The sequence below is a fragment of the Actinomadura sp. DC4 genome (genome assembly GCF_030406325.1).
Taxonomy (GTDB): Bacteria; Actinomycetota; Actinomycetes; order Streptosporangiales; family Streptosporangiaceae; genus Actinoallomurus.
Window position 1 is genome coordinate 88,452 of record NZ_JAUEQY010000012.1, and the last position, 20,678, is coordinate 109,129.

24 protein-coding genes are annotated in these 20,678 nt (G+C 72.1%); 15 read left to right on the forward strand and 9 right to left on the reverse strand.

Annotation, left to right across the window (positions count from 1 at the left end; translation table 11 throughout):
* Positions 1-5: 5 nt before the first annotated feature.
* A complete protein-coding gene (locus QWU11_RS20700) occupies positions 6-1,571 on the reverse strand; it encodes a serine/threonine-protein kinase (protein WP_290115688.1) in 1,566 nt (521 codons plus the stop codon).
* A gap of 331 nt (positions 1,572-1,902) precedes the next feature.
* Between QWU11_RS20700 and QWU11_RS20705 the strand changes: the two genes are divergently transcribed.
* Positions 1,903-2,199, forward strand: coding sequence for a DUF4193 domain-containing protein (locus QWU11_RS20705; RefSeq protein WP_141958915.1), 297 nt, complete (start codon positions 1,903-1,905; stop codon positions 2,197-2,199).
* 14 nt (positions 2,200-2,213) lie between these two features.
* On the forward strand, positions 2,214-3,017 hold the full coding sequence (locus QWU11_RS20710; RefSeq protein ID WP_354670872.1) for a hypothetical protein: 804 nt from the start codon (positions 2,214-2,216) through the stop codon (positions 3,015-3,017).
* A gap of 784 nt (positions 3,018-3,801) precedes the next feature.
* Here the strand turns inward: QWU11_RS20710 and QWU11_RS20715 are convergent.
* Positions 3,802-4,113, reverse strand: a complete 312-nt coding sequence (locus QWU11_RS20715; protein WP_290115689.1) for a DUF4235 domain-containing protein — start codon at positions 4,111-4,113, stop codon at positions 3,802-3,804.
* Between the two features lie 107 nt (positions 4,114-4,220).
* On the opposite strand from QWU11_RS20715, the gene valS reads away from it, so the two are divergent.
* Positions 4,221-6,800 (forward strand): valine--tRNA ligase, encoded by a 2,580-nt coding sequence (gene valS, locus QWU11_RS20720; RefSeq protein WP_290115690.1) that lies wholly within the window; start codon positions 4,221-4,223, stop codon positions 6,798-6,800.
* A complete protein-coding gene (locus QWU11_RS20725; RefSeq protein WP_290115691.1) occupies positions 6,797-7,990 on the forward strand; it encodes a serine hydrolase domain-containing protein in 1,194 nt (397 codons plus the stop codon). Before valS ends, QWU11_RS20725 begins: the two co-directional genes overlap by 4 nt.
* A gap of 96 nt (positions 7,991-8,086) precedes the next feature.
* Here the strand turns inward: QWU11_RS20725 and QWU11_RS20730 are convergent, their stop codons facing one another.
* Genes QWU11_RS20730 through QWU11_RS20755 form a run of 6 tightly spaced genes read right to left on the reverse strand, consistent with a single transcriptional unit; the run spans position 8,087 to position 11,210 of the window.
* Positions 8,087-8,644 carry a hypothetical protein gene (locus QWU11_RS20730; RefSeq protein WP_290115692.1) on the reverse strand — a complete coding sequence of 186 codons (558 nt, stop codon included), beginning with the start codon at positions 8,642-8,644 and terminating at the stop codon, positions 8,087-8,089.
* 18 nt (positions 8,645-8,662) lie between these two features.
* Complete coding sequence (locus tag QWU11_RS20735) at positions 8,663-8,839, reverse strand: hypothetical protein (RefSeq protein WP_290115693.1); 177 nt, start codon at positions 8,837-8,839, stop codon at positions 8,663-8,665.
* The gene (locus QWU11_RS20740) at positions 8,826-9,410 is read right to left on the reverse strand and encodes a hypothetical protein (protein WP_290115694.1); all 585 of its coding nucleotides are present in this window, start codon (positions 9,408-9,410) and stop codon (positions 8,826-8,828) included. The genes QWU11_RS20735 and QWU11_RS20740 overlap by 14 nt, the downstream gene beginning before the upstream one ends.
* Positions 9,411-9,457: 47 nt before the next feature.
* Entirely contained in the window at positions 9,458-9,973 is a 516-nt protein-coding gene (locus tag QWU11_RS20745; RefSeq protein ID WP_290115696.1) for a hypothetical protein, read from the reverse strand.
* Positions 9,973-10,515: a MauE/DoxX family redox-associated membrane protein gene (locus tag QWU11_RS20750; protein WP_290115697.1), complete on the reverse strand. Its 543-nt coding sequence runs from the start codon at positions 10,513-10,515 to the stop codon at positions 9,973-9,975. Before QWU11_RS20750 ends, QWU11_RS20745 begins: the two co-directional genes overlap by 1 nt.
* Positions 10,515-11,210: a hypothetical protein gene (locus tag QWU11_RS20755; protein ID WP_290115698.1), complete on the reverse strand. Its 696-nt coding sequence runs from the start codon at positions 11,208-11,210 to the stop codon at positions 10,515-10,517. The genes QWU11_RS20750 and QWU11_RS20755 overlap by 1 nt, the downstream gene beginning before the upstream one ends.
* A gap of 239 nt (positions 11,211-11,449) precedes the next feature.
* On the opposite strand from QWU11_RS20755, the gene QWU11_RS20760 reads away from it, so the two are divergent.
* The 3 genes from QWU11_RS20760 to QWU11_RS20770 all read left to right on the forward strand — a co-directional run bounded on the left by QWU11_RS20760 (position 11,450) and on the right by QWU11_RS20770 (position 14,022).
* Positions 11,450-12,610 carry an AI-2E family transporter gene (locus QWU11_RS20760; protein WP_290115699.1) on the forward strand — a complete coding sequence of 387 codons (1,161 nt, stop codon included), beginning with the start codon at positions 11,450-11,452 and terminating at the stop codon, positions 12,608-12,610.
* A 101-nt stretch (positions 12,611-12,711) separates the two neighbouring features.
* Entirely contained in the window at positions 12,712-13,215 is a 504-nt protein-coding gene (gene dut / locus QWU11_RS20765; protein WP_290115702.1) for a dUTP diphosphatase, read from the forward strand.
* Between the two features lie 3 nt (positions 13,216-13,218).
* On the forward strand, positions 13,219-14,022 hold the full coding sequence (locus QWU11_RS20770; protein ID WP_290115712.1) for a DUF3710 domain-containing protein: 804 nt from the start codon (positions 13,219-13,221) through the stop codon (positions 14,020-14,022).
* A 57-nt stretch (positions 14,023-14,079) separates the two neighbouring features.
* Here the strand turns inward: QWU11_RS20770 and QWU11_RS20775 are convergent, their stop codons facing one another.
* Entirely contained in the window at positions 14,080-15,153 is a 1,074-nt protein-coding gene (locus tag QWU11_RS20775; RefSeq protein WP_290115717.1) for a putative sulfate exporter family transporter, read from the reverse strand.
* Between the two features lie 71 nt (positions 15,154-15,224).
* Here QWU11_RS20775 and QWU11_RS20780 point away from each other — a divergent pair, with 71 nt between their 5' ends.
* The 8 genes from QWU11_RS20780 to kdpF all read left to right on the forward strand — a co-directional run bounded on the left by QWU11_RS20780 (position 15,225) and on the right by kdpF (position 20,678).
* On the forward strand, positions 15,225-16,115 hold the full coding sequence (locus QWU11_RS20780) for a LysR family transcriptional regulator (RefSeq protein WP_290115719.1): 891 nt from the start codon (positions 15,225-15,227) through the stop codon (positions 16,113-16,115).
* 72 nt (positions 16,116-16,187) lie between these two features.
* Positions 16,188-16,877, forward strand: coding sequence for a phosphatase PAP2 family protein (locus QWU11_RS20785; protein WP_290115721.1), 690 nt, complete (start codon positions 16,188-16,190; stop codon positions 16,875-16,877).
* A complete protein-coding gene (locus QWU11_RS20790; RefSeq protein WP_290115730.1) occupies positions 16,844-17,155 on the forward strand; it encodes a BlaI/MecI/CopY family transcriptional regulator in 312 nt (103 codons plus the stop codon). The genes QWU11_RS20785 and QWU11_RS20790 overlap by 34 nt, the downstream gene beginning before the upstream one ends.
* 3 nt (positions 17,156-17,158) lie before the next feature.
* Positions 17,159-17,989 (forward strand): M56 family metallopeptidase, encoded by an 831-nt coding sequence (locus QWU11_RS20795; RefSeq protein ID WP_290115731.1) that lies wholly within the window; start codon positions 17,159-17,161, stop codon positions 17,987-17,989.
* 92 nt (positions 17,990-18,081) lie between these two features.
* A complete protein-coding gene (locus QWU11_RS20800) occupies positions 18,082-19,302 on the forward strand; it encodes a glycosyltransferase family 4 protein (RefSeq protein WP_290115732.1) in 1,221 nt (406 codons plus the stop codon).
* A complete protein-coding gene (locus QWU11_RS20805; protein WP_290115733.1) occupies positions 19,299-19,916 on the forward strand; it encodes a phosphatase PAP2 family protein in 618 nt (205 codons plus the stop codon). The genes QWU11_RS20800 and QWU11_RS20805 overlap by 4 nt, the downstream gene beginning before the upstream one ends.
* 126 nt (positions 19,917-20,042) lie before the next feature.
* Positions 20,043-20,516: a hypothetical protein gene (locus QWU11_RS20810; RefSeq protein WP_290115734.1), complete on the forward strand. Its 474-nt coding sequence runs from the start codon at positions 20,043-20,045 to the stop codon at positions 20,514-20,516.
* 72 nt (positions 20,517-20,588) lie between these two features.
* Positions 20,589-20,678: a K(+)-transporting ATPase subunit F gene (gene kdpF, locus QWU11_RS20815; RefSeq protein ID WP_290115735.1), complete on the forward strand. Its 90-nt coding sequence runs from the start codon at positions 20,589-20,591 to the stop codon at positions 20,676-20,678.

Sequence of the window (20,678 nt, forward strand, 5' to 3'; positions counted from 1 at the left end):
AGCGGTCACTGCTTGTTGAGGGTGCCGTTCGCGTACGAGCTTCCGTACGAGGTCTTGCTCATCGCCCAGGTCATGGAGGAGCCGCTCAGCGTCATCGTGATGTACGAGGACGTCGGGCAGGTGCCGCCGCTCTGATTGAACAGGGTCTGGCTGAACACCACCCGTGAGTCGTTGGAGCTGTCCGGCTCCATGAACACCGAGCCGGTGCAGTTGCCGTAGTCGGCGTGGCCGACCCGCGACCCGTTGTTGAGCGTGATGGTGATGTCGAACGGCCGGGTGTCGGCCTTCGCGTCGGTGTTGTGCCCCGAGCCCTTCCAGGTGCCGACGTAGTCGTCCGGCACGCCGTAGTGCGAGGGGGTGTAGGTCGGCAGGTTGTTCAGGTTGTGGTGGGCGTTCTGCATGAAGCCCGCGGCCAGCGCGATCGGCAGGCCCACGACCAGCAGCAGGAAGACCACGCAGCCGATGCCGACGAAGATCGGCGCGTTGCTGGACTTGCGCCGTGGCGGCGGAGGCGTGAACCGCGGCGGCATGGGCGCCGTGTGCTGATGTTGCTGCCAGGGCGGCGGCGTCTGCGGGCCCGGCATCATCATCGGGTTCGGCGTCGCCTGGCCGTGCATCATCGGCGTCGGCGTGTTGACGTACGGCGCGGGCGGCGGCGTGTTGACGATCGGCGGCGGCGGAGGCATCTCGGCCGCGATCCGGGTGCCCTTGCCGAGCAGGTCGTCCCGGTCGGCCGAGGGGCTCGGCGTCGCGCCGACCTGGCCGAGCAGGCGCAGCAGGAGCTGGTGGGCGGCCGGCCGGCGGCGCGGGTCCTTGTCCAGCGCCATGCCGACGAGCTCACGCATGGTGCCCGTGAGACGGGAGAGGTCCGGCTGCTCGTTGAGGATCCGGTTGATGATCACCGGCAGCGTCTCGGCCTCGAACGGGGAGTGGCCCGTCGCCGCGAAGACCATCGTCGCGCCCCAGGCGAAGATGTCCACCGCGGCCGTCAGGGGCTCACCGGTGAGCTGCTCGGGGGCGAGGTAGCCGGGAGTGCCGACGACCATGCCGGTGGCGGTGACGGAGCTCTGCTGGGAGTCGACCGAGCGGGCGATGCCGAAGTCGACGACCCGCGGGCCGTCGGAGGCCAGCAGCACGTTGTTGGGTTTGAAGTCGCGGTGGACGATGCCGGCCTCGTGGATGGCGGCTAGCGCCGTCGCGGTACCGATGGCCAGGCGCTCGAGCGACGCGCCCTGGAAGGCACCCTCCTGGATGACGACGTCGTAGAGCGGCGGTCCGTCGATGAACTCGCTGATGATGTAAGGAGGACGACCGTGAAGGTCATAATCCAGGACCTGCGCGGTACAGAAAGGTGACACCTTCTGTGCCGCTTCGACCTCGCGCGCGAACCTCGTACGGGCAGACGAGTCGGAGTTCATCTGCGCATGCAGAAGTTTGATCGCGACGTGCTGACCCGATGGCGACCGGCCGAGATAGACGGCCCCCTGGCCGCCTTCACCCAGCTTCCCGACGACCTCGTACTGCCCCAGCGAGGCCGGATCGCCCGGCTCCAGGGGAGCGGCATCCGGCATGTGACCCCCTCCAGCAACCCTTATTCTTTCGACCCGCCAGGTCTATCCCGGCGGGAACGATATCGCGTTACCTGAGACGCTCGTCGCGCTTATCCGGTTCATGGTTGTGAGGAGGGGAGTTGACGTCCGGCTGCTGCTGTGATGTCCGACACATCGGACATCCACGACGCGGGCACGGGAAGAGGCCGTGTGACGCGACGTGGCTTGCGTGTTCTGGGGCAAATCCCGTGACAGAATTTCCCGCCCGGATCGGGCACAAGATGGGCTTCCCGAGCGTTAGACCCGCGCGACGGGGCGCATAACTATGGACCGAGGGGGATGGAGATAGAAGATGGCCACCGACTACGACAGTCCACGAAAGACAGACGACGACCTCAGTGAGGACAGCCTGCAGGAGCTGCAGGCGCGCCGTGCCGACAAGAGCACCGGCGTCATAGATGAGGATCTCGACGCCGGTGAGGTCACCGAGCTGCCCGGGGCGGACCTTTCGAACGAGGAGCTGAGCCTCCGCGTTCTGCCCCGGCAGGCCGATGAGTTCACGTGCGCGCGCTGCTTCCTCGTGCATCACCGCAGCCAACTGGCCGAAGAGAGGAACGGCCAGCTGATCTGCCGCGAGTGCGCGGCCTGAGGCCGGGAGCGCTCGTGCCGGAAAACGAGGTCGAACGCTGGGAAGACGGCGAGGACCGGCTCGGTCATGAGATGGCGGAGCTGGTCGGCCGGCTGTCCGTCGAGGACGACATGGACCGCGAGACCCGCGGCCGCGTGCTCGGCCGTATCGCGCGCCTGATGGCCGCGAGCGCGCGCCGAGCCGGGGCCGCGGGCGTCGGACGGGGACGCTGGCTCACCGACACCGTCATGGAGATCGCACCGCACGTCCCGGTCCGCGACCTGGAGACGCTGCGCGCCCACCACGACGGCGAGACGGGCGAGGCCCTGGCCGATCTGCTCGTACGGGCCGCGCAGCGCGCCACGACCGGAGTCGGCGCGGCGGGCGGGGCACTCGCCGCGATCGAGTTCGCGGCGCCGCCGCTCCTGCTCAGCGCGCCGGCGCAGATCGTCGCGGAGACCGTGGTCGTCGCGACCATCGAGGTCAAACTGATCGCCGAACTGCACGAGGTGTACGGGGTGAAGGTCCCGGGCACCGGCACGGCCCGCGGCGCGATCTTCCTGCAGTCATGGGCCCAGCAGCGCGGCTTCGACCCGATGGCGCCGGGCAGCGTGACGGCGGCCCTGGGCGTGGCGGCCAAGACGGGCCTGCGTAAACGCCTGCTTCGGACGTTCGGCCGCCACTTCACCACGCTGGGGCCGTTCCTGACCGGCGCCGTGGCGGGCGGCGCGCTGAACCGCGCGGCGACCAAGCGCTTGGCCGACAAGATCCGTGATGACCTGCGTGGATATCACATCGAGACGGGCCGGCAGCGTCCTTCGGTCGAAGGCGGCCATTAGCGCCTGTTTTGTCGTTTGCCCGGGCGGTACAGCCGCGTTGCGAGCGTCCTGCGCCGCGACCGACGGCTACTGAAACGGTACGTTTCGTATTCCTGTCCGCGCCCGTCGGGCCATCGCTGATTGGCCAACACCGGACGGATCGCGTCCTCAGCGACGGGTGGGACTCGCCTCGTCGGCGTTGGCGGGCGCTCTGCGCTTCGACCGGCCGGCCGGAAATCCTGCGTGAGGCTTCCGCGGACCGCCGTCGGCGTCGTGCGCGGCCTGCCGAACCGCTCGTCCGAGGGTGCCGCCGTGGCGCTCCACCATGACCTTCAGCAGCGCCGACCGCACCGGCGCACGGTTGCAGGGCGGTCGGTGGCTTCGGCCTTGGGCGACCCGGTGTGCAGGCCGTCACACGGCGCGGGCTGTGGCGCGGATCGTCACGCGGTGAACGTCACCCGGCCCCAACCTTCATGCGACGCGGACCGTCGCGCCGTACCAGGCCGCGATGCCGTGGGTGCTCCAGGCTGCCGACAGGGTCGGCGGCCCAGCCCCACGCGCGGCAAAGCGGTGCGATCTGGGGCGCTCTGTGCGACCAAAGAGGTCGGCCACGCGGCGGAGGAACCGACCCCCCGAACGCCTACCCCGTCGCGAGGTACAGACCCTCACGTTGGTCCCGAGCCTCCCCGTAAATCCCGAGCCCAGGCCGTCGCGTGATTCCCAGGCCCCTCGCAGGAAACGCGCCGTCACGCGGAGCGGGCGTCAGGCCGGCCGAAGATCGGCCGCCCGCACCCGCCGGACTCGCTCAGGACGCAACGTTCTTGATCTTGTCGGTGGCCGTGCGCAGTGCGGCGGGGAGTTCGCCGGTGCTGTTGTGCCAGCGTTTGGCGGCGGCGCGGGTCGCCAGCAACCGGGCGACCTCCATCCCCACGCCCGTGACGACCGCCCAGCCGATGGCCTCGGCGATCGCTACGTCCGGCGACTCGGGGTTGGTCGGGGGCTCCTTGCCGGTGATCTGCTTCCAGCCGACCGTGATCGCCTTACGCGCCACGAAGCCGGCGCCGAAAGCCGCCGCCCCGGCCAGCAGCCGCCAGCCCAGATCGCCCTTGTCAGCCATGCCCGTCCCTCTCAAGTGTTTCCCGGCCATGTTCCTGCACCGACCCTCTCACAGGCGATCACTTAATGACGACGGACCTGCCATGGTTGCCCAATACCATTGGCGGCATGACAGAAAAGCCGCGCGCACCGGAGAAACCCACCCTCGACGGACTCGAGGCCAAGTGGGTACACCTCTGGGACGAGCGCGGCACCTACCGCTTCGACCGTACGAAGGGGCGGGCGGCGATCTATTCGATCGACACCCCGCCGCCGACGGTCAGCGGATCTCTTCACGTCGGGCACGTCTTCTCCTACACCCACACGGACGCCGTCGCCCGGTTCCAGCGGATGCGCGGCCGCGAGGTCTTCTATCCCATCGGCTGGGACGACAACGGCCTGCCGACCGAGCGCCGTGTGCAGAACTACTTCGGCGTCCGCTGCGACCCCTCGCTCCCGTACGACCCCTCCTTCGAGCCGCCGGACAAGCCGGGCAAGCAGGGCAAGCAGATCCCGGTCTCGCGCCGCAACTTCGTCGAGCTCTGCAACCGGCTCACCGAGATCGACGAGGAGGCCTTCGAGGACGTCTGGCGGCGCGTCGGGCTCTCGGTCGACTGGTCGCTGCTCTACACGACGATCGGCGAGAGCGCCCGCGCCACGGCGCAGCGGGCGTTCCTGCGCAACCTCGCCCGCGGTGAGGCGTACGTCTCCGAGGCGCCGACGCTGTGGGACGTCACCTTCCGCACCGCGGTCGCCCAGGCCGAGCTGGAGGACCGCGAGCAGCCGGGCGCCTACCACCGCATCCGCTTCCACGCGGACGACCGGCCGGTCTACATCGAGACCACCCGGCCCGAGCTGCTGCCGGCCTGCGTCGCGCTGGTCGCCCACCCTGACGACGACCGCTACCGCGAGCTGGTCGGCACGACCGTCCGTACGCCGCTGTTCGGCGTCGAGGTGCCCGTCGTCGCCCACCATCTCGCCGAGCCCGACAAGGGCTCCGGTATCGCCATGATCTGCACCTTCGGCGACCTCACCGACGTGACCTGGTGGCGTGAGCTGAACCTCCCGACCCGCGCGATCCTCGACTGGCAGGGCCGGATCCTGCCCGAGCCGCCGGACGGCGTCGCGTCCGGCCCGTACGCCGAGCTGGCCGGCAAGACCGTGCACTCGGCGCGCGAGCGCGTCACCGAGCTCCTGCGCGAGTCCGGCGACCTGGACGGCGACCCCCGTCCCATCAGCCGGCCGGTGAAGTTCTACGAGAAGGGCACCAAACCGCTCGAGATCGTCACGACCCGCCAGTGGTACATCCGCAACGGCGGGCGCGACGCCGAGCTGCGCGAACGCCTGCTGGCGCGCGGCGCCGAGCTGGCCTGGTACCCCCACTACATGAAGGCCCGCTACGACAACTGGGTCGCGGGCCTGGCGGGCGACTGGCTGATCTCGCGGCAGCGGTTCTTCGGCGTGCCGATCCCGGTCTGGTACCCCGTCGGCGCCGACGGCGAGCCGGTCCACGGCCGGCCGATCACACCGTCGGAGGAGACGCTGCCGGTCGACCCGTCCTCCGACGTCCCGCCCGGCTACACCGAGGACCAGCGCGGCAAACCGGACGGCTTCATCGGCGATCCGGACGTCATGGACACCTGGGCGACCTCGTCCCTGACCCCGCAGATCGCGGGCGGCTGGGAGCGCGACCCGGAGCTGTTCGCGGCGGTCTTCCCGTACGACCTGCGTCCGCAGGCGCACGACATCATCCGTACCTGGCTGTTCTCCACGGTCGTGCGGGCGCACCTCGAGCACGACTCGCTGCCGTGGGCCGGCGCCGCGCTGTCGGGATGGATCCTCGACCCGGACCGCAAGAAGATGTCCAAGTCCAAGGGCAACGTCGTCACGCCCATGGACCTGCTGACCCAGCACGGCTCCGACGCGGTCCGCTACTGGGCGGCCAGCGGGCGGCTCGGCACCGACACGGCCTTCGACACCGGGCAGATCAAGGTCGGCCGCCGGCTCGCCATCAAGATCCTCAACGCCTCCAAGTTCGTGCTGGGGCTCGGCGAGGTGCCGGACGGCACGCCGGTCACCGAGCCGCTCGACCTCGCGATGCTCGCCACGCTCGCCGAGGTGGTCCGCGAGGCCACGACGGCGTTCGAGGCCAACGACTACACCCGCTCGCTGGAGCGCACCGAGAGGTTCTTCTGGAACCTCTGCGACGACTACCTCGAACTCGTCAAGGCACGGGCGTATGGCGAGGATGGCGAGGATGGCGAGGATGGCGAGGATGGCGAGGATGGCGAGGACGGCGCCGACCAGAGCGCGGCGGCGTCGGCGCGCGCGGCCCTGCGTGAGGCGCTGTCGGTCGTGCTGCGGCTCTTCGCGCCGATCCTGCCCTACGTCACCGAAGAGGTCTGGTCGTGGTGGCAGGAGGGCTCGGTGCACCGCGCCGCCTGGCCGGACGCCGGCGCGCTGCCCGCGGGCGGCGATCCGGCGGTGCTGGCCGCCACCTCCGACGTCCTGCGCCAGGTCCGCCGCGCCAAGTCCGCGGCGAAGGTCTCGATGCGGGCCGAGGTCGAACGCGCCGCGGTCCGCGGCGCCGACGTGGCCAGGCTCGCCGAGCCGGACCTGCGGGCCGCCGGTCGCATCGCCGACCTGGAGCTGGCGACGGTGCCGGAAGAGGGCTTCACCGTCGACGTCACCCTGGCGCCGGCCGAGTGAGCGGTGGGCTGTCCCGTACGGGACTCGAGCGCATGCGCGACGTGCTGGGCCGCGCGGTCGAGCGCGGCGAGGTGCCCGGACTGGTCGCCCTGGTCCACCGGCACGGGCAGACGCACGTGGTCGCGCTCGGCACGACGGAGGTCGGCGGGGACCGGCCGATGGCCGCCGACACGATCTTCCGCATCGCGTCGCTGACCAAGCCGGTCACCGCCGTCGCGGCCATGATCCTCATCGAGGAGTGCCGGCTGCGCCTGGACGATCCGGTGGACGGCCTGCTCCCCGAGCTGGCCGGCCGCCGCGTCCTGCGGCGGATCGACGCGCCGCTGGACGACACGGTGCCCGCCGAACGCCCGGTCACCGTACGCGACCTGCTCACCTTCCGGCTCGGCCTCGGCCCGATCCTCGCGCCTCCCGGCACGTACCCGATCCAGCGGGCCCTGGCCACCGTCGACTTCGGCCCGGACGGCCCGGACTGCGGCCCCGACGAGTGGCTGAAACGGCTCGGCGAGCTGCCGCTGGTCCACCAGCCGGGAACGGGCTGGATGTACCACACCTCGGCGGACGTGCTCGGCGTGCTCGTCGCGCGTGCCACCGGCCGCCCGTACGACGAGTTCCTGCGCGAACGCGTCCTCGCGCCGCTCGGGATGGACGACACCGGATACCACCTGCCGGCCGAGAGTCTCGGCCGGCTCGCGGTGAGCTACGCGGCCGACCCGGAGACCGGGACGCTGGTACGCCGCGAGGACCCGCGCGACGGCGCATGGGACCGCCCGCCGGCCTTCGTCTCCGGCGGCGGCGGGCCGGGCCTGCTCTCGACGGCCGGCGACTACCTGGCCTTCTGCCGGATGCTGCTGAACGGCGGCCGGTACGACGACGGCCGGATCCTGTCGCGCCCGGCGGTCGAGCTGATGACCACCGACCACCTCACGCCGGAGCAGAAGGCCGGCAACGAGATCTTCTTCGGCTCGGGCGGCTGGGGCTTCGGCATCGCCGTCGACGGAGGCCGCGACACCCTCGCCACCCGGCCGGGCCGGTTCGGCTGGACCGGAGGCCTGGGCACGACCGCCTACACCGACCCGTCGGAGGGCCTGGTCGGCGTCCTGATGACGCAGGGCGCCATGACCTCACCGAGACACCCGCGCGTGTTCCAGGACTTCTGGACCTCGGCCTACGCCGCGATCGACGACTGACAGTGATGATGTAGATGAGCGCCCCCGGCGTGGTCGCGGTCCGCGGGTGGGGGCCTTTGCGTGTGCTCCGGCTCACGCGCCGCGCCTGACGAGGGATCAGCCCAGCAGGAGGAGCGCCAGGGCGGCCAGCACGGTCACGCCGATCGCGTTGGTCACCAGGGGCATCCGGATCAGGCGGCGGTCGTCCCATTCGTCGTGGCGGCTCGCGTACCGGACCGTCGCCGTCACCGCGCGGCCCACCCCGAAACCGGTGCCCGTCAGGATCGTGGTGGCCGGCCCCTGGTGGCCGAGCAGCAATCCGAGCGCCACGACGTACGGGGCGCTGGCGGAGACGAAGGTTCGCACGCCGGTGCCGAGTTCGAAGCCGAACTGCAGGGCGCCCCGCCGGATCTTGTACTGCAGCACCTCCTGCGGGATCTGCCGGGCGTTCTGCGGCATCGGGATGCGCACCCAGCCGGCCTCGCGCGCGACGCCGAGGACCGCGACGGCAAGGATCGCGCCGGTGCGCACGGGCCCGGGTACGGGTGCGGCGAAGCCGGACAGCAGCCACAGCACGGTCGCGCTGAGCGTGCCCCCGAGCAGCAGCCCGAGGGTGAAGACGGCCAGGACCTCGCCCTGCCGTACGGGTGCCCGCCAACCTGGCGAGAACAGCACGAAATCGCTGTTACGCGTTCAAACCGAGCCGGAGAGCGAGTAGCCCGCGAGCGCGCCGACCGAGGCCCAGCACAGGACGACCTGGCCGGCCGCCGCCGCCGCGACGGCCAGCAGGGCCAGCACGGCGAACGGCAGCAACGGCTCGGTCAGCCCCCGGCGCAGGCGCCCCGCGGGCCTGGTCTCAGCTGCAGGCATACGCCCACCGGCAGATGGACTTGTACCAGCTTCCGGCCGCGCTCTTCGTCCAGCCGTCGTGGCACCGCCAGGTCACCGAGGTCGCGCAGTTGCCGCAGGGATTCGCGTAGTGCCAGATCCAGCCGTCGTACTTGCTCCCGTAGCACTCGTTCGGCCGCAGCTTGTACTGGCCCGGGTTCGAGACACCGGACTTGTGGTAGCCCTTGTACGTCCCGCTCGTCCGGCAGGCGGTGGACACGACCGTGCTGGGCCCGCAGCCGGGGGAGCAGTTGTGATCCGAGGCGTACGACGGGCACGTGGGGTAGATGTCGTAGTAGCCCGGCGTCAGCCCCTTCGTGTAGGGACCCGGAGTCCAGCCCTTGGTGCCGTACCCCGAGGCCAGGGCCTTGCGCGCCGGGGTGAAGACCCCGATGGCGGCCAGCCCGGCCGTCGTGCCCGCGGCGACCGCGCCGCCGAGCATGGACCGGCGGCCGACGCCCACGGCGGTCGCCGCGGGGGCGCGTCGGCGCACCCGCTCCGCGCCTTCGGGCCGGGGCCCGCGCAGTGGCGGTATCTGGTCGAGTTCGAGCATGTCCCCTCCTGGTTCCTCCGGCGGACCTGCGGTTCGCCCGTGCCCTGTCATCGCGCGCTGCCGAGCTCGGCGTCGTCGCGCAGCCGCCCGCCCATCTGGGCGACCAGCTCGCGCAGACCGCGTACGGAGCCGACCGGCTCGGCCGTGCGCACCCGGCCGTCCGCCCCGACGATCACCCCGTACGGCGTGGCCGGCACCTGGTAGTCGGTGAAGAGTTCCTGGCGGCCGGTCAGGACGCGCATGCCGTCGGGCGGCACGGCCTCGATCGCCGCCCCGGCGAAGACCGCCCTGGTCGCCGGGCCGCCGTCGATGCCGAGCGCCTCCTCGAAGACGTCGTGGCAGACCGGGCAGTCCTCGCTCAGGAACAGCAGGAGGGTCGCCCGGCCCGGTTCGATCCCGAGCACGTCCGGGGCGGGCGCGGGGGCGCCGGCCGGCAGCCCGAGCTCCCGCGTGCGGGGCCCCTGCGTGAGCTGGTGCACCTGGCGCACCAGCCCGGCCACGACCAGCGCGAGCAGCACGAGGGCCACCCAGGTCACCAGCAGTGCGGTGGTCTCGAAGCTCATCAGGCGGGCCGCCTTTCAGGGTCGAACATGGCCTGCGGCAGCAGCGAGAGCAGCACCGCGAACACGACGGAGGACAGGAGGAGGACGGCGACGTGCGTGCCGTGGGAGCCCGTCGCGGGCCCCGACCCGGCGGCCGCGGCCACCGAGGCCAGCGCGAGCGCGGTGGCGCGTCCGGGCACCCAGCCGGTCATCGGCGCGTCGCCGCCCGGCCCGGTCGCGCATCCGCACGGCACGCTCGGCCGGGTGCGCAGGACGTACAGGGCGTACGCCGCGTACAGCGCGAGCAGGACCGCGGCGCCGCTCGCCGCGAGGGTGAGAAGGTGCGCGCGCCCGGCGACCAGCGCGTAGCCGGTACCCGCCCCGAGCACCCCTTCGAGCACCGCGGCGGCGACCGCGACCGCCCACCGCAGCGGACCCGGCACGACACGGTGGGCGGCCAGTGCGGCCGGCAGCGTACGCGGGGCGCGCAGGTGCCCGGCGAACGCCGCGAGGAGGACGAGTGCGACGGTTCCCGCGCAGACGCCCGTGAGCAGCTCCGCCATCAGGAGACGGTCTCGACCTTGAGCGCGCCGAGGCGCGACGCCACCTTGGGGGCCTCGCCCTCGTGCGGCAGCACGGTGACCATCGCGGTCGGGGTGGCGAGCAGGAAGTAGGTGCTGTCGTCGTCGAGTGTGTCGCGGAACAGCTCACCGTGCGGGAGACGGGCGCCGTGCCAGGAGGGCAGCCGCCGCGCGGTCGTCTTGTTCAGCGCCGTCATCTCCAGCAGGCCGATCCCGGGCACCTCCTTGGCGAGCTCGGAGGGCTCGGCGAGGCCGGCGCGCCTGGGGTTGCGCGAGGCGACGGTGAGGCCGTCGTCGTGCTCGGTCACGCCGAGGAGCTGGAAGACCCGTACGGCGTCGGCGGGCTTGGCGTTGTACATCGGGACGAACAGCGAGTACCGCTTGCCCTGCCACACGACGGCGAGCAACTGGTCCTCCAGCCCGGACCGCTTGTCGTAGTCGGTGACCCGGGTGGTCCGCAATCGCCCGTGCGGCAGGGAGAACTCGTCGTCGAACTTCCGGATGCCCAGGTCACCGGCCCAGCCGCCGGCGACGTCGTGGACTCCGGAGGTGAGCTCGTAGAGCCTGCCGTCGACCGCGTAGCGCGCCACGGAGCTGAACGGATGGGTGAGGTCGAGGTCGCCGGAGATGTGGAAGCGATACCCGTCGAGGGCTCGGTGAACAACGCTCTTGGCCATGAAGTGTGCCTCCCGTTTACGGCCGCCCGAGAAAAGCATCGATCGGGCATATGTCCGTATACACCTCTGCTCCCCAAGCGTGTGACCTGCGAATCGTCGTTGCCCGTATGTGGCCAACTCCGCAGCGAGGACAACATCCAGGGCCACCGGGGCGTCGTGCCATGAGATGGAAGGCGTGACACGATGGGCGACCGGATGAACACAGGACGTCGGGACGGGCCGGAGGACGGAGGCGACACGTGACCGAAAAGGACCCGCGAGTGCCCGCGGCACTTGCCGGCGCGGCGGCGTGGTGCTGGCGGCTGATCGTTATCGGCATCGTCCTCTACGCGTTCGCCCACATCATCGACAAGTTGCGCCTGGTCGTGCTCCCGTGCGCGGTCGCCCTCCTGCTGTGCGCCCTGCTCCATCCGGTCACCGAGCGGCTGCGCCGGTGGATGCCCTCGCTCGCCGCCACCTGGCTGACCCTCCTCCTGGCGCTCGGGGTGCTCGGCGGCGTCGGCACCTTCGTCGGCATCCAGGCCAACGACCAGTTCCCCTTCCTCGTCGACCGGATCCAGTACACCGTCAAGCAGGCGCAGAACTGGCTGGTCACCGGGCCGTTCCACCTGAAGAACTCCCAGCTCCAGTCGGTCGCGGACGAGCTCCTCAAGCAGCTGGAGCAGCAGCGCGGCAAGGTGGTCGGCACGGTCTTCACCGGCGCCACCGTCGCGGGCGAGGTGATCGCCTCGATCGTCTTCCTGTTCTTCGTGACGTTCTTCCTGCTCAAGGACGGGCGCGGGATCTGGAACTGGCTCATCAGCGGCCTCGGCCCCTACCGCGACCGCTTCGACCGAGCCGGGCGGGCCTCGTGGGAGACGCTGTCCCAGTACGTCCACGGCACGGTGATCGTGGCGGCCATCCACGCGGTCGTCATGGCGGTCGTGCTGGCCGTGATGGGCGTGCCGCTCGTCGCACCGCTCGCCGTCATCATCTTCTTCGGCAGCTTCATCCCGATCGTCGGCATCCTCATCGCCGGGGCGATCGCCGTCCTCGTGGTGTTCAGCGTCAAGGGCGGCATCGCGGCGCTCATCTTCCTCGGCATCCTGGTGCTCGAACAGCAGCTCGAAGGGCACGTCCTGCAGCCGCTCGTGGTCGGGCGCTGGGTGCGGTTCCACCCGCTCGCGATCATCTTGGCGATCACGGTCGGCGGTGTGGTCGCCGGCATTCCGGGCGCCGCGGTCGCGGTGCCGACGGCCGCGGTCATCTACCGCGCGGTGCCGGCGCTGCGCGGCTCACCCGAGCCGACGCCCGCCGAGGCGCCGGCCAAACCGCCCTCGCTCGCCCGCGGCCGTGACGCCGAACCCTCCGAGCGCGATTCCCCGTCCGACGAGGAGCCGGAGGAGCCGCGCTCGCCGTGAGCGCGATGTGGCTCCAGGCCCAGGTCACCGGAGAATGGTCCGGCAGGCGATAGTGTCGCGCCAGGTGACGTGCCAGTGCCCATGAACGAAGAGGTGAACCCGTGACAGTGGACGTACTCATCCGGCGGCTCGATCCGGACCTGCCGGCGCCGGTGTACGCGCACCCCGGCGACGCGGGCGCCGACCTCGTCGCCGGCGAGGACGTGGAGCTGGCACCGGGCGAGCGCGTGGTGGTGCCGACCGGCATCGCGATCGCGATGCCCGACGGCTACGCGGCCTTCGTGCATCCGCGGTCCGGACTGGCGGCTAGATTGGGAGTGACGATCGTCAACGCCCCGGGCACGGTCGACGCGGGCTACCGGGGAGAGATCAAGGTCACCCTGCTGAACACCGACATCCGCAACACCGTGCGTCTCCAGCGCGGCGACCGCATCGCACAGCTGGTCATCCAGCGTGTGGAGCGGGCGGTCTTCCATGAGGTCGAGACCCTGCCCGGCTCGGCCCGCGGAGACGGCGGGTTCGGTTCCACCGGCGGGTACACGGGGAACGTCCAAGCAGGTCGCGTCGCAGGCGCGTCCGCCCAGCACAGGAGTGAAGGAGCGTGAGTCGTGTTTCGACGCCGTCGTCGGGACGATGAGCCCGAGAACGACCTCGAGCCGACCGACGAGGAGACCGTCGCGGACGAGGAGATCGACAGTGACGAGCCCGCGGTAGTGACGCACGGCGGCCCGTGGGACTCCGAGGCCGAGTCCGTACCCGAGATGGAACGGGTCGACTTCGGCGCGATCCAGGTGCCGATCGGCGAGGGTATCGAGATCCAGGTGAACGTCGAGGCCGTCGAGCAGGACGCCGAGGGCAACCCCGTCGGGGGCCGCATCGTCGCGATCACGATCGTGCACGGTGAGAGCGGCCTTCAGGTGCAGCCCTTCGCGGCGCCGAAGAAGAACGGCATCTGGGACGAGGTCCGCAAGGAGACCGCCGACGAGATCAAGCAGGCCGAAGGGGAGACCCAGGAGGCCGAGGGTCCGTTCGGCACCGAGCTGCACGGCATGGTCCCGGTGGCCATCCCCGAGGAGATGCGCGACCAGGTTCCCGCCGACATCGCCGAGCAGGGCTTCGGCTGGCAGCCGGTCCGCTTCATCGGCGTCGACGGCCCGCGCTGGTTCCTGCGGGGCGTGCTCAGCGGCGCCGCTCTGGAGGACTCGGAGCAGGCCGCCGTCATGGAGCAGGTCTTCCAGCAGATCGTCGTCGCGCGCGGCGACGCGCCGATGCCGCCGCGGGAGCTCCTCGAGCTGACCCTGCCCGCCGAGGCCCAGCAGGCCATGGCGGCCGAGGCCGAGGGCGAGGAAGGCGAGGACCGCCCTCCGCTGAACCCTTTTGAGCGCGGCCCGGAGATCACCGAGGTCCGCTGAGCCTGGTTCGGAGCCCGCCGCCGCTGAGTGTCGCCGGCGGCGGGCTCCGCGTTCTCGTCAGCGGGTGAGCAGCACGCCCGCGTAGGAGATCCCGGCGATCAGGACCCACGACGTGAGGCCGAGGAGCAGGGCGCGGTGGCCGGTGCGGACCAGCACCCGCAGCCGTACGGCGCTGCCCAGGCCGAAGAGCGCGGCGGCGAACAGCAGGTCCTTCGCGGTGCCCGCCCCATCCAGCACGCCCTGCGGCAGCGCCCCGGTCGAGCGGATCACCACCATGGCCAGGAAGGTGACCAGGAACACCGGCAGCACCGGCGGCCGCCGCGCCGACGTCCCGGTCCGCCGTACGCGCAGCGCGGTCACCGCGGTGACCGGGGCCAGCATGGCGACCCGGACGAGCTTGACCGCGATCGCCGGGACGAGCGCCGCCGGGCCGACGACCGTGGCGGTGGCGACGACCTGCCCGACGTCGTGCACGCTCGCGCCCACCCACCGGCCGGTGTCGTACGGGGACAGGCCGAGCAGGTGACCGGCGGCGGGCATCACCGCGATCGCGAGGGTGCCGCAGAGGGTGACCAGGGCGACCGCGGTCGCGGCGTCGCGCTCGTGGTCGGCGGCGTCCTCACCGGAGCCGAGGACGCCGTCGACCGCGGCGACGGCCGACGCGCCGCAGATCGCGAACCCGGAGGCGACCAGCAGCGACATCCGCGGCGGCAGCCCCATCCGGCGGCCCAGCCAGCGGGTGCCGAGCAGCGTCGCGAGCAGCACGAACACGGTCATGACGATGGTCTGCCAGCCCAGCCCGGCGATGTCGCGCAGCGCGACCTGCAGGCCGAGCAGCACGACGCCCGCCCGCATCAGCGTGGTGGCCGCGTAGCGCGAGCCCGCCCGCGTGGACTCCGGCAGGACGCCGGTGTTGACCGCGACGACGCCCAGGAGCAGGGCGGCCGTGAGCATCGGGACCGCGCCGGCCAGGCGGTGCACGCCCCAGGCGACGATCACCGCGGCCGCGCACACCGCCAGCCCCGGCCCGAGCTCGCGCGCCCGGCGGAACCGGGCCGTCCGGCGGCCCGTACGGACCGCGACGGTCCGCGGCCGGGGGAGCGCGTGCGGCCGGGTGGTCGAGGTGGTCATGATCTCCAGCATCAGGCCCGTCCGGAGCCCGGACTAGCAGGTGTTCCACTGGGAGGTCATAGGGTCGCCCTATGACTCAACGTCTGCCGGACCTGGAGGCGCTCGAACTCCTCGTCGCGGTCGCCGAGACCGGCAGCCTCGGCCAGGCGGCGGCGCGCCAGGGCATCAGCCAGCCGTCGGCGAGCGCCCGGATGGGCACGCTGGAGCGGCGGCTGGGCGTGAAGCTGCTCCTGCGCTCGCCCAGCGGCTCGCGGCTCACCTCCGCCGGGCTCGTCGTGACCGACTGGTCCAGGACCGTGCTCGAACAGGCGTACGCGCTGGTCGAAGGGGCCGCCGCGCTCCGCGCCCGCCAGCACGGCCGGCTGCGCGTGACGGCGAGCCTGACCATCGCCGAGCACCTCATGCCCGGCTGGCTCGTCACGCTGCGGGAGGTCGACCCGGGTGTGCACGTCGAGCTGAACGTCGCCAACAGCGCGCACGTGATCGAGCGCCTGCGCGGGGGCGAGGCCGACCTCGGCTTCATCGAGGGCCGGGGCGCGCCGCGCGACCTGCACAGCCGCGCCGTCGCACGGGACCGTCTCGTCGTCGTGGTCGCGCCGTCCCATCCGTGGTCCCGCAAGCGCCGCGCGCTGCGCCCGGTCGAACTGGCGGCGACGCCGCTGCTGCTGCGCGAGGCGGGGTCGGGCACCCGTGAGACGTTGGAGGCGGCGCTCATGCCGTACGGGGGAGTGGCCGAGCCCGCCCTCGAACTCGGCGCGACCGCGCCGCTGCGCTTGGCGGCGATCTCGGGGACCGCCCCGGCCGTGCTGAGCGCCCTGGCCGTGGCGGACGAGATCGCGGCGGGCCGCCTGGTGGAGGTCCCGTCCGAACTTCCCCTCGACCGCGTCCTGCGCGCGGTCTGGCCCCGCGGCCGTGAACTCCCCGACGCGGCCCTCCATCTCCTCCGCGTCACCCGCGGCTGACTCTCCAAGCAAAAACTACACTAATGTAGATTTTTGTTCCTGGCATAGGACCGGGCGTCTTGAGAGGTCTATGTGGGTTTCGACGACGCCGTCTATCGCGACATGGTCGCGCTGGCACGGCACACGACCTGGCTCAACGGAGCCGCGAGCGGGTGGAGCGACTACGGGCTGGTGCTCTTCCTCGTGCTCGCGGCGGCCGGGCTGTGGCGGACCAGGTCGCTGCCGCGGGCACTGTGGGTACCGGCCGCGATGGCGGTGGCGGCCGTGCTCGGCACCCTGCTCAAGCTCGCGGTCGGCGAGCGGCGTCCGTGCCGGACGCTGCCGGCCGGCCACCTCGTGGCGGCCTGCCCGCCGCTCGGGGACTACGCGTTCCCCAGCAACCACGCGGTGCTCGCCGGCGCCGGTGCCGCGGCGGTGTGGGCCCTCGACCGGCGCCTCGGCGTCGTCGCGGCGGTGAACGCGCTGGTGATCGCGGTGGCGCGGGTCTACATCGGCGTGCACTATCCGCACGACGTGGCGGCGGGCCTGCTGTGCGGCGCCCTCGTCGCCTGGCCGGGCGGGCGGCCCGGCCGGTGGGTGCTGGGCCACGCCCTGTCCCGCCTGGGCGGCTCCCCGTCCGGCGATCCGGCGGGCGGATCGTGGCACACTGAGGATCGGTCATCGGGAACGTGGAGGTCGGCATGGCTGAGGGCGGGCGACGGGCCGCGGGTGCGCTCGAAGCCGAGGTCATGGCGGTCCTCCAGGGGGCCGGGCGTCCACTGAACGCCTCCGAGGTCCAGTCCCTGCTGACCAGCGACCTCGCGTACACCACCGTGGTGACGATCCTTTCGCGCATGTACGGCAAGAGCGTGTTGACGCGCGTCAAGGAGGGCCGGGCCTACTCCTACGCGCCGGTGAGTGACGAGCCGGGCCTGGTGGCCCGCCGCATGCACCGGACCATGGCGGGGGAGGCCGACCGCGAAGCGGTCCTCGCCCGCTTCGTCGACTCCCTGTCCGACCAGGACGAACGTCTGCTGCGCGAGCTCCTGGACGGCCGCTGAGCGATGGTGGACGTGGACGGCTACCTCCCGCTGGTCTCGCCGATGGTCGCGGCGCTCGCCGCACGCCCGCTCGCCGAGCATCTCCCGCCCCGTACGGCCTCCTGGCTGCTCACCGTGCTCGCGGCGGGGCTGGCCCTGTGTTCGATGGGCACGCTGCTCGCGCTCGCCGGCGAGGGGCCGGCCTTCGCCGCGTTGCTCGGGCTCGGCCTGGCCGGCGCCGGCTACACCGCGGCCGGGCAGGTGCGCGCCCTGCGCGCGACCGCGCGCGAGGTACGCGAACTGCCCGGCGGCGGCACGATCGCGGTGGTCGCCGACGACCGCGCCGACGCGTACGCCGTGCCCGGCCGGGTGGTCGTGTCGACGGGCATGCTCGCCGCGCTCGACCCGGCCGGGCGCCGGGTGCTGTTCGCCCATGAGTTCGCCCACCTGACCGGTCGGCACCACGTCTTCCGCGCCGTCGTCCGCGTCGCGGCGGCGGCCAACCCGCTGCTGTGGCCGTTGGAGGGCGCGCTCTGGTACACCACCGAGCGCTGGGCCGACGAGCGGGCGGCGGCCGCCGTCGGCGACCGCGTCATGACGGCGCGCGTGATCGGCGCGATGGCCCTCGCGTACGGACCGCGGGCCGCCGGGCGCATGGGCATCGGCGCGGCCCGCCCGGGACCGGTTCCGCGCCGGGTCGCCGCGCTGCTGCGCCCGCCGCCCCGCCGCGGCCTCGGTCTCGTCGCCGCGGCCCTCGCGCTGCTGCTGTGCACGGCGTACACCTCCGACGACCTCCTCGGTGACCTGGTCGCACACGCGCGAGGTGCGAGCGCCGGGACCCCTGTAGAACGCTGACCGTTCCGCCCGGAACACCCCGGGTTGGCCTTCTCTGAGTTCATCTTCTACAGTGTTGTAGAAGTTTTACGGCACTGTAGAAGTACAACTCTGTGAGGGACCCGGTGAAGGTCGTCTTCCTGCTGCACAACGCCTACGGCATCGGCGGGACCGTACGGACGACCCTGAACATGGCCGCCGCGCTCGCCGGGCGCCACCAGGTCGAGGTCGTCTCCATGCTCCGGCACCGCGAGAGGTCACGCTTCACGGTCGACCCGCGTGTGACGCTCGTACCGCTCGTCGACCTCCGCGAGGATGCCACCGATGCGACCGACCCGCGCCTGCACGAGCCCGCCCTCGTCTTCCCGTCCGCCGAGCGGCGCTATGCGCAGTACAGCCGCCTCACCGACGACCGGGCCGAGGCGTACCTCCGCGGCTCCGACGCCGACGTGATCATCGGTACACGGCCAGGCGTCAACGTCTACCTCGCCCGGTTCGCCCCCCGCCGCGCGGTGCGCATCGCCCAGGAGCACCTGACCCACGACGCTCACGGCACGAGGCTGCGCGCCGAACTCGCCCGCCACTACGCCGGCCTGGACGCCGTGGTCACCACCACCGAGGCGGACGCCGCCGTCTACCGGGCGCGGATGCGCCTGCCGGGCGTACGGGTGCTTGCGGTCCCGAACAGCGTGCCCGAACCCGCCGTACCGCCCTCCGACGGCACCGCGCCGATCGTCGCCGGTGCCGGGCGGCTGGTGCGCGGCAAACGCTTCGACCTGCTGATCGACGCCTTCGCCGACGTCGTCGCCAAGTATCCAGACTGGTCCCTGCGCCTCTACGGAGGCGGCCCCGACAAGGAACGCCTGCACCGGCTCATCGAGGAGCGCGGCCTCGGCGAACGGGTGACCCTGATGGGCTCGCGCTCACCGATCGACGCCGAGTTCGCCCAGTCGTCCATCGTCGTGTCCGCGTCGGCCGCCGAGTCGTTCGGCATGACCCTGGTCGAGGCCATGCGCTGCGGCGTCCCGGTGGTGAGCACCGACTGCCCGCTCGGCCCGGCCGAGATCATCGAGCACGGCGTCGACGGCCTGCTCGTCCCGGTCGGCGACGGCGAGGCGATCGCCGCCGCCCTGCTCGACCTCATCGGCGACCGCGCCGCGCGCCTCCGCATGGGCGAGGCCGCGCGCGTCTCGTCCCGCCGGTTCGACCCCGCTCCCATCGCCCGCACCTACGAGGCGCTCTTCGCCGACCTCGCCGCCGGGCGCCGCGCCCGCCGCAGAGAGCGGCACCGCGCCCGGTGGCGCGCCAGGATCCGCCGGGCCGTGCGCGGATGACCCGTGCCGGGCGCATGGCCACGATCGGGGCGGTCTGCGCCGGTACCTTCGCCGGGCTGACCTCGTTCGTCCTGGCCGACGCCCCGGTGACCGGGCCGGATCGCCGGGTGCAGGCGTACGCGGTCGCTCACCGTACGCCCTGGCTCAACGTCCTGCTGGAGGCCTGGACCCGGCTCGGCTCCACGACCGTCCTCGTCCCCGTGCTGCTGGCCGCCGGCGTCCTGCTTTGGTGGCGCCGCCGCGACCTCTACACCGTCGCGAGCCTGTGGGCCGCGCTCGGCGGCGCCATGGTCCTCTACCAGGTCCTCAAGGTCACGATCGGCCGGGCACGCCCGCCGGTCGCCCAGATGATCACCCACCCCGGCGGTTACGCCTACCCGTCGGGGCACGCCACCCAGGCGGTCGCCGTCTGGGGCCTGCTGGCCGCCCTCGCCGTGGCGGGACGCGGCCGCCGCGCCCGCGCCCTCCTCCTCGGTGCCGCCGGACTGGTGATCGCCCTGATCGGCATTTCCCGCGTCTACCTCGGCGTCCACTGGCTCACCGACGTCGTCGGGGGCTATCTCCTCGGCGGGGCGCTGCTCGCTCTCCTCCTGGCTCTGCGCGGCGAGCGTTAGGAACGCGTTAAGGCCGTCGGCTGGGGCGCTAAGACGGCGTCAACGACCGTCTTTACGCCTGATTTCCGGCGTTAACTCCTGACGTGGCCCCTGGTGAAGGGGGGCGATGGGCCGAGGAGGACCGCGATGACGCGCCTGGAATCTTGCGCTTGGTCGCTGGCCGGTGGCAGCGCCTGCGTCTTCGCGCTCGCCGTCGTGCTCGGCGGGCTGCCGTGGCAGGTGGGGTTCGCGGCGGTCGCCGTGGCCGTACTCACCTGGGGGTGGCTGAGCCCCGTCATCGGGGCGGCGGCCATCGGCGGTGTCGCCTGGCTGTGCGTAACCGGCTTCGACGTGCACCGGCTCGGCGACGTGAGGATCACCGGGCGCGACGACGTCCTGCGTGCGGTGGTGCTCGTCCTCGCAGGAGTCCTCACGGCGTCCGCGCACGCTCTCGCCGAGGTCACGAGTGGTGGCCGGCCCACGGATCCGCTCTGGGCGGAGTTCCACGAGACCGGCCTTGGGCCGAACGTAACAACGGAGGGCTCTGCCGAAGTGCCGCGCCAACGCGGTCCGGTCGAGCAGCGACTCTTCGTACATCTGAAGGAACCGAGAGATGGCTGACCTGGTATTCATCCTGCTGACCGTGGCGATCTTCGCCGTGTTCGGCCTGATCGTGAAGGCGGTGGAACGGTTGTGAGCATCGAGAACCTGATCGGGCTCATCCTCTCCATCGTGTTGTTCGTCTTTCTGATCGCCGCCCTACTCTTCCCGGAGCGTTTCTGA